The sequence below is a fragment of the Olivibacter sp. EAT-5 genome, assembly GCF_044784325.1.
Classification (GTDB): domain Bacteria; phylum Bacteroidota; class Bacteroidia; order Sphingobacteriales; family Sphingobacteriaceae; genus Olivibacter; species Olivibacter oleidegradans.
Genome location: NZ_CP173028.1, coordinates 4,963,769 through 4,976,487, shown reverse-complemented (window position 1 = coordinate 4,976,487; position 12,719 = coordinate 4,963,769). Strand labels below are relative to the sequence as shown.

9 protein-coding genes are annotated in these 12,719 nt (G+C 40.3%); 4 read left to right on the top strand and 5 right to left on the bottom strand.

Going from position 1 to position 12,719, the window contains the following annotated elements; translation table 11 throughout:
• Positions 1-41 precede the first annotated feature (41 nt).
• Positions 42-728 (bottom strand): hypothetical protein, encoded by a 687-nt coding sequence (locus ACH11B_RS20790; RefSeq protein WP_377608771.1) that lies wholly within the window; start codon positions 726-728, stop codon positions 42-44.
• Positions 729-937: 209 nt separating this feature from the next.
• On the opposite strand from ACH11B_RS20790, the gene tyrS reads away from it, so the two are divergent.
• Positions 938-2,230 carry a tyrosine--tRNA ligase gene (tyrS, locus tag ACH11B_RS20785; RefSeq protein WP_377608774.1) on the top strand — a complete coding sequence of 431 codons (1,293 nt, stop codon included), beginning with the start codon at positions 938-940 and terminating at the stop codon, positions 2,228-2,230.
• A gap of 70 nt (positions 2,231-2,300) precedes the next feature.
• Here tyrS and ACH11B_RS20780 read toward each other — a convergent pair whose 3' ends face one another.
• The 3 genes from ACH11B_RS20780 to ACH11B_RS20770 are packed head-to-tail and all read right to left on the bottom strand — an operon-like array spanning position 2,301 to position 6,206.
• Complete coding sequence (locus ACH11B_RS20780) at positions 2,301-3,287, bottom strand: acyl transferase (RefSeq protein WP_377608776.1); 987 nt, start codon at positions 3,285-3,287, stop codon at positions 2,301-2,303.
• 30 nt (positions 3,288-3,317) lie between these two features.
• Positions 3,318-3,662 carry a hypothetical protein gene (locus tag ACH11B_RS20775; RefSeq protein WP_377608778.1) on the bottom strand — a complete coding sequence of 115 codons (345 nt, stop codon included), beginning with the start codon at positions 3,660-3,662 and terminating at the stop codon, positions 3,318-3,320.
• A gap of 60 nt (positions 3,663-3,722) precedes the next feature.
• Complete coding sequence (locus ACH11B_RS20770; RefSeq protein ID WP_377608780.1) at positions 3,723-6,206, bottom strand: penicillin acylase family protein; 2,484 nt, start codon at positions 6,204-6,206, stop codon at positions 3,723-3,725.
• Positions 6,207-6,628: 422 nt separating this feature from the next.
• On the opposite strand from ACH11B_RS20770, the gene ACH11B_RS20765 reads away from it, so the two are divergent.
• Both ACH11B_RS20765 and ACH11B_RS20760 read left to right on the top strand, forming a co-directional pair.
• Complete coding sequence (locus tag ACH11B_RS20765; protein ID WP_013667153.1) at positions 6,629-9,631, top strand: TonB-dependent receptor; 3,003 nt, start codon at positions 6,629-6,631, stop codon at positions 9,629-9,631.
• A gap of 17 nt (positions 9,632-9,648) precedes the next feature.
• The gene (locus ACH11B_RS20760; RefSeq protein WP_130855833.1) at positions 9,649-11,163 is read left to right on the top strand and encodes a RagB/SusD family nutrient uptake outer membrane protein; all 1,515 of its coding nucleotides are present in this window, start codon (positions 9,649-9,651) and stop codon (positions 11,161-11,163) included.
• A gap of 35 nt (positions 11,164-11,198) precedes the next feature.
• Here ACH11B_RS20760 and ACH11B_RS20755 read toward each other — a convergent pair whose 3' ends face one another.
• Positions 11,199-11,492: a hypothetical protein gene (locus ACH11B_RS20755; protein ID WP_013667151.1), complete on the bottom strand. Its 294-nt coding sequence runs from the start codon at positions 11,490-11,492 to the stop codon at positions 11,199-11,201.
• A 166-nt stretch (positions 11,493-11,658) separates the two neighbouring features.
• On the opposite strand from ACH11B_RS20755, the gene ACH11B_RS20750 reads away from it, so the two are divergent.
• Positions 11,659-12,696 carry a LacI family DNA-binding transcriptional regulator gene (locus ACH11B_RS20750; RefSeq protein ID WP_013667150.1) on the top strand — a complete coding sequence of 346 codons (1,038 nt, stop codon included), beginning with the start codon at positions 11,659-11,661 and terminating at the stop codon, positions 12,694-12,696.
• Positions 12,697-12,719 lie beyond the last annotated feature (23 nt).

Below are 12,719 nucleotides of genomic sequence, written 5' to 3'. Positions count from 1 at the left end.
TTATGGACACCAAATAAAGCTGCATCCATTCTTTGGTGAGCCTAATTGTAGTATTTGCTTAAATAATCGGCAATTTCGTTAAAGATCACTTTATAATTGTATGCTAATTCTCTTTCATATACATTTAAGGCATCAGTCAGCTGAAGTTTTTTATCTTCATTTAAGCCTTGCGGCCAAAATTTTTTACAAACTTGGTCTAGAGCGTAGGTAACTTTGGCCATCTCACGATAGGTTCCTAAATATCGATCATTGATAAAAGCATTAAAAAATGTAAGGAATAGTGTGGTATCTTGTAAGCCGGAAAGTTCCAAAAAACGGGATAAGCTTTGACGATCTACATCTTGGAGTTGCCCGTAGAAGTCGTTTTCATGTAGCCAACTATCCTTGAGAAGTAAGCGATCAAGGAGGAGCTCGAGGGCAATGTGAGAAAGAAATGAAGCGCGGATGGGTGTATTTGCAACAACAGGTGACAAATGCGCTTTCAATTGTCTCGTTTTTTCCAAAAAAAACACATTGTTGTGGAAGAACCGGTCTGTAGCCAAGTGGCGGCACCAGCCTTTCAATATCCGAGAAATACGCTGATCATCGATAAACAATGCAACATTCTTCTCGGGAAAAACACGGATATCTCTATCCATATTTCGTAAAAGATCAGGCAGCACAGATCCAAGTGCGCGATGAGGGTCATTTACTTTTCGTTCAAAATAAAAATGAGATAGGAAATTCATGGTACTCAGTTTAAAGTCCTCATCTTTGTCCAATTCTGTTATGTGCAAACTTCCTGTGAATATACATTTTTTATGCCAGTTTTCAAATAGGAGCTTTCGAGGTAAGAACTCCAGGTATTAAATGGAGAAAAAATTACATCGATGAAAAAATAATGCTAAGTTTGCACATTTCATGGGAAAAATAGATAGTTAAATAAATAGATACAGAGATGAATTTTGTTGACGAGCTGCGTTGGAGGGGCATGCTACAGGACATTATGCCCGGAACAGAAGAACAATTAGAAAAAGGAGTAACTTCCGGTTATATCGGCTTTGATCCAACAGGCGATTCGTTGCATGTAGGTCACTTAACGCAAATAATGACACTCATTCATTTTCAGCGAGCGGGACATAGACCGATCGCTTTGGTGGGCGGAGCCACCGGGATGATCGGAGATCCATCATTCAAATCGGCGGAAAGGAACTTGTTGGACGAGGAAACGCTTCGCCATAATGTTTCATGCTTGGAAAAGCAGTTGAGAAAATTCTTAGATTTTGACAACCGAAGTGGAAAAGGCAATGGAGCCATAATGGTCAATAACTATGATTGGTTCAAAGATTTTAAGTTTTTAGATTTCATACGTGATGTCGGAAAGCTTATCACTGTCAATTATATGATGGCAAAAGATTCAGTAAAAAAGCGATTAGAAGGTGAAAATGGCTTATCATTTACGGAGTTTTCTTACCAGCTTATCCAAGGCTATGATTTTTACTATCTATGGAAACATAAAGGTTGTATGATCCAAATGGGCGGATCGGATCAATGGGGTAATATCGTAACCGGTTCGGAGTTTATTAGAAGGCAGGAAGGAGGAAGTGCCTTTGGTTTAACAACTCAGTTAATAAAGAAGACAGACGGCACAAAATTTGGAAAAACTGAAAGTGGTGCCGTGTGGTTGGATCCTAAAAAAACGTCGCCCTATAAATATTATCAATTCTGGCTTAATGCAAGTGACGAAGACGCAAAAAATTGGATCAAAATTTTTACCCTTAAAGATAAGGCCGAAATCGATTCGATTATCGCTGAACATGATGCTGCTCCACATTTACGAATTGTTCAAAAGGCGCTAGCCGAGGATATTACGATAAGAACACATTCGGTATCTGCTTACCAAATGGCCGTAAAGACTTCTGAGTTTTTATTTGGAAGCGGTTCTTTGGACTTTCTAAGTGGCATGGACGATGCAGATGTATTGGACGTCTTCGATGGTGTGCCACAGTCTGTAATTAGAAAAGAGGAGTTGAAAAACGGAATCAATGTTGTCGATCTCCTCTCTACCTACGCATCTGTTTTCCCTTCAAAAGGTGAAGCTCGGAAAATGATACAAGGTGGGGGCGTATCCATTAATAGGGAAAAAGTTGGATCGGTTGATCAAACGATTGACCTTTCAAACTTGATTAATAACAAATATATAATTGCACAAAAAGGTAAAAAGAACTATTTTTTACTCATTGCACAGTAAGCCCCTATTTGAATGTCGGTTACCGGTTGTAGCTCAGCAGCCGGTAACAATAATAGCTATGAGCGAGTGATTACTGGACCAATAGATTACAACCTCGGATATCACTTTGATCGAAGCGGCCCAATATTTCAAAATGATTATTACTTGAAACGCGACCGAGATCTTGTGTGGCAATAAAAGAGCAACTATTAAGATTAGCCAAGTCAATTATATTGACGCCTCCCGTTAATCCCTTCGGCAATTTGGTAAGTGGATCATTTACATCTCTTATTAATACTTTCATCCAAGGAGGACAGGCGAAAACGCCCTTTGCCTCAGAATAGGCTTGAGACAAAAGCTCAGTCATTCCATATTCGGAATGTATGGCGGTGACGCCGAAACCGGTGCACAATATATTATGCAATTCATCTCGGATCATTTCCTTCCGCTTACCTTTCATTCCACCGGTTTCCATAACGATCAACTCTTTAAAAGAAATGTTATAGTTTTCGACAAAATCAAGCAAAGCATAGGTGACGCCGATTAGCATGGTTGGAATTTTCAGGTTTTGAAGCTCCTTCAACCGTTCATATAAGGCCCGATGGTCATAAAGGAAATAACCGCTATATTGTGGATTGGAATCCTTAATCAGATCATCTACCATATAAATTAGTGAAGATCCTTCGCGTTCCAAATAAGAAGGAAGAAGGGCCAATAGGGCCATGTTTTTTATATCGCCATAAAAAAGCCTGAAAGCTCTTCTGAAACTCTCTTCGTACAAGTTCAAGTCGCTAACCAAATGCCTGCTTGGTTGCATACCGGTAGTTCCCGAGCTTGAAAAAATAACTTGACTGATTTGATTATCCAGTATGACTTCTTTTGTTTTAAAAAATTCAATAGGCAGAAATGGAATTTCTTCTGTATGAGAAATATTGTTAGGATTACAGTTGAGATAGTGCAGGTATTCCTTATACACCGCATTCTCCAATGCTTGCTTCTTAAAAATTTGCAATGCAACTTGCTCAAATTGTTCCGATGAGCGTATTTGAAAAATTGCCCTTTTATCGATGTTTACCATATTTACTGAAAACAAAGATACGTGAAAATATTAAAATGCTTTTCTAATGTATTGTCCCGACAAGCCGGCAAAACCCGCTACTAGGCCACCTAGTATACCACTGATCAGCGTCATCCAGATCCAATTGAAAGAGCTTTCAGGTAAGCCCAGTAATAGGCCGATACGGTTAGCTAGTATGTGCCCGTTTAAATAACTTAGATAAAGGCTGTACAAAGCCCAAACACAATAGATTGCAGCAAAGCAAATGATGAAAGCTTTCCATGGCTTTTCGTTGAAAAGATAGGATACAATGACAGAGATTGGTATAATGATCCACCAAGGCAATACTAATTGAGCCGTGAAGATGGTTACACAAAGTACGATAAACATTTTCATTATAATAGTATTTTAAAAAACACGAAGTTTGCCATTCACTCGCGAAAGACAGAAGCTGATTTAGTTGGTAAGCGTAATTTTACTTACAATTCTGTTTTGCAGCTCATTTTTTTCACCTGTCAGGAATAGTAGTTCTTTGAGCTCTCCCTGAAGCCAGGCTTTCAACTGATTGTCATAATAAATGCTACCCGGATTTCCTGACGAGCCACCCGGTAATATGCCATAAGCCTTCGGCCTATGACCAAGTTCGACCACCATTCTCCAGGAAGGGCCGCTCTTTTCCTTGATTGCATTTATTGTACGCCCCGAACCATTGACGGGAAACTTAAAAGATGCCAATCCTTTTATACTCGCCAAGTGAAGAACACGTCGTTCATTGACCGTTCCCCACGCCCAAGTTTCATCGAGCGCACCATATTTTTCTTCCAGGTTCTGTAGGGCGTCGTGAAGTGATTTGGCGAACAGGGTAGCTCGAGGGCTTAGGGTGCCCGTCTTTTCCTTTCCATACCATATTGAATTAGGTTCATTGAGTAGGAGCTCGACGGTACGATCGCGATTGGGATAACGCATTTTCGCCGATTTTTTATCAAACCATTTGCTCCATAATGCATTTTCAATTTCTTTATACCATTGTTCAAAAATGGTTGCAGCAATAGAAGTTGCTTCATAACAATGATTCCAATTTCGCAATAAGGCAAGTGCTTTTCGATCAATGTCATTTAATTCCTGCACCCCTTCAGTAACAGACACCAAGGTATCCAGGATATCGTCCGCCAATATGCTTCTGTTATCGAGCTGAAGTAATCGAAGTGAATCTGCCGTTGCGTGTTCCAGTTTTGCTAGTCGTTCATTTATTCGATGCCCGCGATCATAGGGCGCATACTCCCAATTCAAATAATAAGGATAACTTTGATCAACCGGGGATTGATTTGCCGAACTGACAAAACCGCGTGATGGATTTTTAACGCTTGGGTTCTGCTCTGCAGGAATTCTGTCCGACCAATCGTTCTTGCTGTATTTTCCATCGAGTATAAATTTTCCATGTTCAAATGATTTTAATGGAAAATAGCCGTTTGGTGTAATAGCAATGTTATCCTGATTGTCAGCGAAAATAAAGTTCTGAGCCGGGGCAGTAAAAAATACCAGTGCTTTTCTGTAGTCATCATAGTTCTTGGCTCGATTCAACTCATAAAAGGTTCGCAAATCATTAGAGGGCAAATGGGCAACCCATTTCAAAGCTGCACCCGTTGGTATGTTGTTTGCTAGGTTGCTATCGCTATTCAGCGGTTCTTCGGTGACGCTAATAGGACCGTGATGGGTGTAGTATACCGTATCGAATACAGTAGCACCTGATCTTACGTTGATTTTTTCTATTCTTTTCGTAGTTTTCTTCCATTCATCATCAACTAAATAGAAGTCTCTTTTTTTATCTTTAAAGGTAATTTGGTACCAGTCTAGTACATCCGATCCGACATTAGTTACGCCCCAGGCGATATGCTGATTGAAGCCAATAATTACGCAAGGAGCACCTGGGATAGAAACACCGCAAGTGTTGCTGGTGGAACTTTGAAGCTGTACCTGATACCAAATGCTCGGAAGTGTAAGGCTAAGATGTGGATCATTTGCCAGTATTGGATAGCCCGTGCTGCTTTTTTGCGAAGATATTGCCCAATTATTGCTGCCTAAACCCTCTTCCTTGTTTCCTGCCAGTAAATTATTTTGATCAATAAACTTCATTGAAGAGAGTGACTCTTTGGGTTGTTCTACAGGTGTCTGAATTTTATTTGCAATGTTTGTTCCGTGTACCACCTTAAATGGCCAAGGCGTTCCCTGTGGGATAATCGGATCTTCTCTAAAAGGATAGTTTGGAAATAAGTTGTCTGTTATTTCTTTTCCATGTGTCTTCAGGATGTTCGTCATATGAAGTTCATCGGTACTACCGGCGAGTGTAGCAGACATTAATTTCAGCAATAAGGCTGAATTTATAGGTTGCCAAGGTTCAGGTGCATAATCTAACAGTTTGAATTCCAAAGGGTAATCAGCAGGAGAGAGATCGGCGATATAAGCGTTTACACCATCGGCATAGGCTTCAAGGATAAGTTTACTAATAGGATCTTTCATACTTTCAGCTAGCATTCGCTCAGCACCCAACATCATACCCATTCTTCGTTGATACCGATCTAACGGAACTGCTTTTGCACCTACTACTTCCGCAAGTCTACCACTTGCATATCGCGTTTGAAAGTCCATTTGCCAAAGTCGGTCTTTCGCAGTAATGTAGCCCTGCGCAAAATAGAGATCATAATCGTTTCTGGCAGAAATGTGGGGGATGCGTTGGTCGTCATAAAAAATTTCGATGGTGTCTTTTATCCCTTTTACAAAAAAGCTTTGATTTTCTGTTTGCGAAAGGGGCTCTGCATTTTTCCAAAAGCCATCAAATGGACTTAAAAACTTTCCTAGAGGAGGGATATCCCCGATTTTTTTATTTAATACGAACGCTAAACCGATACATAGAAAAATAGCTAAGGCTGCTTTTAACTTCATAAGTCTATAGAATATAATGAACGGTTGTAATAGGTCACGACATAAAAGTAACTAAAAACGTCATTTCCTGCAACGTTTTTTAAAAGAAAAGGAGGTGATCTGGAGTGTGCGATACCCAAACTAACGTGTATATTTTGCAAATTACTTTTGTAATTCTTAAGAATAACTTTAATTTTACCGCACTCATCGGGAACGTTTTCATTACGTGTAGTGTTTCCTGAGGCCAATATAAACAGATTGTGTGTTGTCATGAAAGACGTTGACAATTGCCAATCTTAACAAAAGGTATCACCAATAAAATTAAAGTAAATTATGAATTTTTATCCAACGCCCGTTCCTTAAGCTTATCTAGCGATGTATGTATGTAAATGGCCAAATAAATTGGCCCAACAAGCTTCATTATAACCATTAAAACCAATCGAATGAAAAAGAATCATGTTGTCAGTTTTCTGGCGTATTTCATTTTTATGCTAAGCTCTCTCGTTTCTATGGCACAAAGTGGCAGTATAGCGGGAAAAGTTTTAGACGAAAACAACCAACCTTTACCAAGTGCTTCTATACAACTAAAAGAATTAAACAAATCCGTAGGAACGAATGTCGACGGGAATTTTAACATGGCTAATATTCCGAATGGAAGGTACACATTAGTTGCCTCGTTTGTCGGCTATATGCCGCAAGAAAAATCTGTCACGGTTTCAGGCCAGGCAGTTACGGTGACCTTTACCATGCAACCCGATGCGCAGGGTTTGGATGAAGTGGTGGTGGTAGGGTATGGTACCCAACGCAGAAGTGATTTAACGGGAGCTGTTGCTTCCGTTGGCGCCAAGGATTTCAACAAAGGCCCATTAGTTGCAGCCGATCAATTAATTCAGGGTAAGGTGTCCGGTGTGCAGATGATCAATAATAGCGGACAACCAGGGGGCGCTACTACCGTACGTATTCGTGGTAATTCGGCTGTTACAGGTACCGGGCAACCACTGTACGTAGTGGATGGCGTTGCTTTGGACGGGCGTTCAGCCAGACCGAGTCAAAGTGGCGGGATAGGTACGAGCCCGGCAGGAAATCCCTTGAGTTTTATTAATCCGGCGGACATTGCCTCGATGGAAATCTTAAAAGACGCGTCCGCAACGGCAATCTATGGTTCAAGAGCTGCTTACGGTGTCGTTTTAATCACAACAAAACGTGGTCAGGAGGGCGGCCTGAAGGTAGATGTCAACTCTTCCGGTGGGATAAGTAATATTATGAGAAGAATCGACATTCTTGACGGCAACCAATATCGAGACGCTTTAAACAAATATGGACTAACAACGGGTGATTTTGGCGATAATGTCGATGCTTTGGATGCGATATTGCGAACCGCTTACAATCAAAATCACAGCCTTTCATTAAGCGGAGGGAACGCTGATAATAAGTACAGAGCATCTTTTGGATATCAGGATCAGCAGGGTATTATCGAAAAAACCGGATTTAAAAGATACAGCGGTTCGTTTAATGGAAATTTCAAAATGCTTAAAAGTAAAAAATTGGGATTGGATGTGAGTTTAATAGCCAGCCAGACCAACGAAAATATAGCACCCCTGGCAACAGACGCAGGAGCGTCAGGTAGTTTACTAACACACGCTTTAGCCTGGAACCCAACTCGGCCATTGCGGAACCCGGATGGCAGTTTGCTGGTAGAACGTGGTAATATTGTTAATCCGCTAGCCATGTCTGAAGCTTATAACGATCGTTCTAATGTATCTACCATATTGGCAAGCTTGTCACCTTATTATAAGTTTAACGATTGGTTGGAGTATCGGATGTTGTTGAGTATTAACTATAACCGGGGAGAACGTCGATCATCCACGCGGAGTTTTATTAATCTTCCAAGTATTCAGGCGGAGCCCGCCAATAATTTCCCTGGGGGATATGCTAGTGTTGCTAATAATGAGCTCATAACTAAACAATTGACTCATACACTCTCATTTAATAGAGAAATTGCCTCCGACCTTAATCTAAACGCGGTGATAGGTTATGAATACATGGATTTCATCAATCGGGGCACCGACATGAATGCACGTGGTTTCGGCGATATTCCTGTAGATTATACCGATGTTATGCAAGCCACTGCACCTGGAAATAGAAATTTGAACTCTTTTAACGATCCTACTACGCAACTACAATCTTATTTCGGAAGGGCTACCTTTAATTTTAAAGATCGTTATCTATTGACTGCTACGGTTCGTATTGACGGTTCTACTCGATTTGGAGAAAATAACCGTTATGGAACCTTTCCTTCATTCGCGGGTGCTTGGAACCTGAAAAATGAAGACTTTATGGCGGATGTTGCTTGGTTGAATCAATTGAAGTTACGTGCCGGTTGGGGTAAAACAGGTAATCAAGAGTTTCCGTCGGGTTCATCACAACGTAGATATTCAATCGGATATGGAGGTGGTGGCCAAACCAGACCTATAAATAATAACGAGAATCCAGACTTACGTTGGCAATCGGATGAACAGATGAATGTGGGGCTGGATTTTGGTTTATTTAACGGCCGCTTGAGTGGTACGGTGGATTATTTTAATAAGAAAACAACGGATTTACTTTTTCCGCAAACACCACAATATCCTGCATCACCGGATGCATCTATTACTTGGATAAATTTGCCGGGAGAAGTAATTAACAAAGGGATCGAACTGAACCTAAATGGTGTAATCGTTGAAAATGATAATTTTCGATGGGATTTAGGGGCGAATGCAACGTTTGTAAGCAATAAGGTACGCAATTTAGGAGAAAATGAAATCATTAGAACCGGTAGCTTAAGCGGACAAGGGCTCAGTGATGTAACGGTGCAAGTAATTCAAAATAATTATCCGCTTTTTGCCTTCGTGACAAGGGAATATTTAGGATTGGATCAAGAAGGGTTTTCACAATATACAGACGACGGTTTTGTGTTTTATCGTGTGGGAAATCCAAATCCAAAAGTGTTATTAGGTATTAGTACAGCGTTAGATTATAAAAAATTCTCTTTCTCTGCAAACTTTAATGGAGCCCTCGGACAAGATATTTATAATAATACCGCTAATGCTGTATTACCTATATCTAATTTAGGGTCTAGAAACATTGCTTCGGAACTAGTAAATTCAAGCATATTAGAGTCGCCAGCCAATCCAATTGCAGCCTCATCACGTTATATTGAAAATGGAAGCTATTTAAAACTTGCCAACGCTACATTAAGTTACCGGGTAGGAGATGTTGGTAACTCCATTAAAAATTTAGGCATTTTTGTTAACGGGCAAAATTTATTTGTGATCACTAAATATAAAGGATTTGATCCTGAGGTGAATGTCAATAAATCGGTAAACAGCGTGCCTTCGGCGGGCATAGATAATGTGACCTATCCAACAGCCAGAACATTTAATTTAGGCGTCAACTTTTCATTATAAATTTTAGCGGAAGAATCATGAGAAATAAATATATAAAGGTCCTTTTACTTGCATTAGTTGCATTTACAGGATGTACAAAACTGGAAGAAGATCTTCATGGGCAAGTAGGTTCCGGTGGCGTTGGCAGCGATGATGTACCAGCGTTGTTAAATGCGGCCTATATTGCTATGCGCAATCCGTACTATGGTCCGTATGGTTGGTGGGCGCTACAGGAATTTCCTACCGATGAAGCTATAGTTCCTACGAGAGGCGGCGACTGGGACGATAACGGTGCTTGGCGAGCGCTTCATTTGCATCGATGGCAATCAGATCATACACGCGTTCACAGTGTGTTTAAAGATGTACTAGGAGTTAGCTATGCGGCAACGGATATTTTGCAGTATAATCCTACTCCCTCGCAAGAAGCCCAAGCTCGATTTCTCCGGGCTTTTGCCGAATTTTCCATTTTAGATGGTTGGGGACAGGTACCTTACCGTGACCCCGGAGAAAATGTTACGCAAAATCCGAGGGTCAGAACTGCGCAAGAAGAAATTGACTACCTGATTTCTGAAGTGACAGAAGTGTTAGACGATTTACCTACGGACAGAATTGATCGTGCTTCACAAGATGCAGCTAAAATTCTGTTGATGAAAATTTATTTAAATAAGGGAGCCTTTTTGAACCGCCAAGCGCCGACTTTTGCCAATGAAGATATGCAGGAAGTCGTTCGGTTGGCGGATGAGATTATCAATAGTGGAGAATACGCCTTAATTGATAATTATTATTTAAATTTCGCGCCAAATAATGGGCAATCGACAACCGAAAATATCTTTACAGGTGAAAATATCGGTGGAGAAAGTTCTGCTACCGGTATGACGAATATGTGGGTAGCTACATTACACTATAATCAAAATCCCCCGGGAAATAATGGTTTCTCTACTTTATCGGACTTCTATAATAAATTTGAAGAAAGTGACGTCCGGAGAGGCGGTGAATATCCCGGTGTAACTAATGTGAGTGGTGTAAGAGTTGGCTTTTTGGTGGGACAGCAAGTAAATCAAAATGGTGAAAACTTAACCGATAGACGAGGAAACCCTTTAGCCTTTACTCCAGAAGTTAGCATTATAGAAAGAGATCAGAATCATTTGGAAGTAGCTGGTATACGTGTTATTAAGTATCCAATTGACTATGCGAACGGTTCTACGAGCTTGTTAAATAATGATTGGGTATTCTACCGTTATTCGGATGTTTTATTAATGAAGGCCGAGGCGTTATTACGGTTGGGACAAACCGGCGAAGCCCTTAACTTAGTCAATCAAGTACGGACAAAGCGCGGTGCCAGCAGTTTTACCGAATTGAACGAACAGCTATTATTGGATGAATTAGGCCGGGAATTCTTTTGGGAAGGACATCGGAGAACTGATCTCATCCGTTTTGGCAGATTTCTGGAAGCCTGGCAAGAAAAACCGGCATCAGACGCGAAAAATCTGTTGTTCCCGATTCCTTTGAACCAATTGGGAAACCCAAATTATACACAAAATCCAGGATATTAGTATTCAAGCCGGGCAGTAGCTGCCCGGCTTGAATATTATTTAGTATTGTTGATTTCTTGCTGTTCCCTTAGTCGAGCCACATTGTTTTTTTCACCAAAATCACTGGTTTTTGAAGTGAAGTCTTCCATTAAACTTGTGACTGCATCCAGGTTATCTGCTGTGCGCTGATGGATTTCGGGAAGAATCTGTTCAAGACTTTTATCATCTACTTCAATGTTCTCTACTTCAATGTTACTTATTTTTTCAAGAATAGCCTGTTGGCTATTTCGCAAATCTTCTAATTGACGGACAATCTTTTCCATCAATTCAAACTTTTTTAGTTTATCCATATCTCAAGCTCTTGTTTTCCTAATCACTAACAAGAAATAAAATTAATTTGTTTGTCCAAGTAACATATTATAAGAAGATAGATTAGCAAAGCAGTTGGTTTACAATGCTTTGTAAGCTTGGAATAACGATCAGCTTTATCTAAGTTTGTTAATAGAATTATAAATAATGAGCCAAATAAACATCAAAAAATTAGCAGCCGCTTTGGGTTTATCTACCTCGACTGTTTCCCGAGCCTTTCGAAATAATAGCGATATCAATCCGCTTACTAAAGAGCGTATTTTACGCATGGCCGATGAATTAGGTTATTCACCTAACCTTTATGCTAGTAATCTGCGCGAATCAAAGAGTAAAACAATCGCCATCATCATTCCGGAATTTGATAATAACTTTTTCTCGCAAGCGATCAAAGGTATTGAGCAACAAGCGAGACGTAATGGCTACCATACATTGATTTATGTTACAGAAGATGATGTAAAACAGGAGGCCACATTTATCCGATCGTTATGCAATGGAAGGGTAGAGGGGGTGGTTATGTCAGCGTCAGGAGAGGGGTTAAAACATGTTCACTTAAATATGTTGAAAGAAAGGGGGATTCCATTAGTTTTTTTTGACCGCTGCTATGAAGACGTAGAAGCTACTTGTGTAACGGGAAACGACTATGAGAGCAGCTATGAAGCAACACTCCATTTAATCATGAACGGATGTAAGCGGATTGCTTACCTAGTGGTAAATAAGAATGTATCTATCGGGAAGATCAGGATGCAGGGTTATTTAGACGCGCTAAAGAGTGCCGGTTTACCATGTGAGGACGAGTTGATTATTGAATGCACAAACGATAAGGAAGAAATATATAAATCTATTAAACGATCTTTTGAGAAAATGAAACCCGATGGTGCTTTCGCCTCTGTTGAGCGGTTAGCAATGACTACTTTGCGATATTGCGCAGATGTAAAATTGGAGATTCCTTCAGATTTTAAACTGGTTTGCTTTTCTTGCTTGGAAATTGCCGATATGCTGAACCCTCCTTTAAGTACTATTAAGCAACCAGCTTTCGAGATGGGCAAACGCGCCGCAGAAATTTTATTTGAGGCTTTATGCAATAAGGAGTCCGTAACGGAAAAGCAGGTTATTCTTCTTCCTTCGACTATTATTCCCCGAAAATCAACTGCCGTTGTTAATAATACTAAAGCAATCGGTCTTTAAAAAGAGCCAAACTGCCTAGTTTG

Coding starts and splice junctions, on each gene's coding strand:
- ACH11B_RS20790 (WP_377608771.1), bottom strand. CDS start 728: ATGAATTTCCTATCTCATTTTTATTTTGAACGAAAAGTAAATGACCCT.
- tyrS (WP_377608774.1), top strand. CDS start 938: ATGAATTTTGTTGACGAGCTGCGTTGGAGGGGCATGCTACAGGACATT.
- ACH11B_RS20780 (WP_377608776.1), bottom strand. CDS start 3,287: ATGGTAAACATCGATAAAAGGGCAATTTTTCAAATACGCTCATCGGAA.
- ACH11B_RS20775 (WP_377608778.1), bottom strand. CDS start 3,662: ATGAAAATGTTTATCGTACTTTGTGTAACCATCTTCACGGCTCAATTA.
- ACH11B_RS20770 (WP_377608780.1), bottom strand. CDS start 6,206: ATGAAGTTAAAAGCAGCCTTAGCTATTTTTCTATGTATCGGTTTAGCG.
- ACH11B_RS20765 (WP_013667153.1), top strand. CDS start 6,629: ATGAAAAAGAATCATGTTGTCAGTTTTCTGGCGTATTTCATTTTTATG.
- ACH11B_RS20760 (WP_130855833.1), top strand. CDS start 9,649: ATGAGAAATAAATATATAAAGGTCCTTTTACTTGCATTAGTTGCATTT.
- ACH11B_RS20755 (WP_013667151.1), bottom strand. CDS start 11,492: ATGGATAAACTAAAAAAGTTTGAATTGATGGAAAAGATTGTCCGTCAA.
- ACH11B_RS20750 (WP_013667150.1), top strand. CDS start 11,659: ATGAGCCAAATAAACATCAAAAAATTAGCAGCCGCTTTGGGTTTATCT.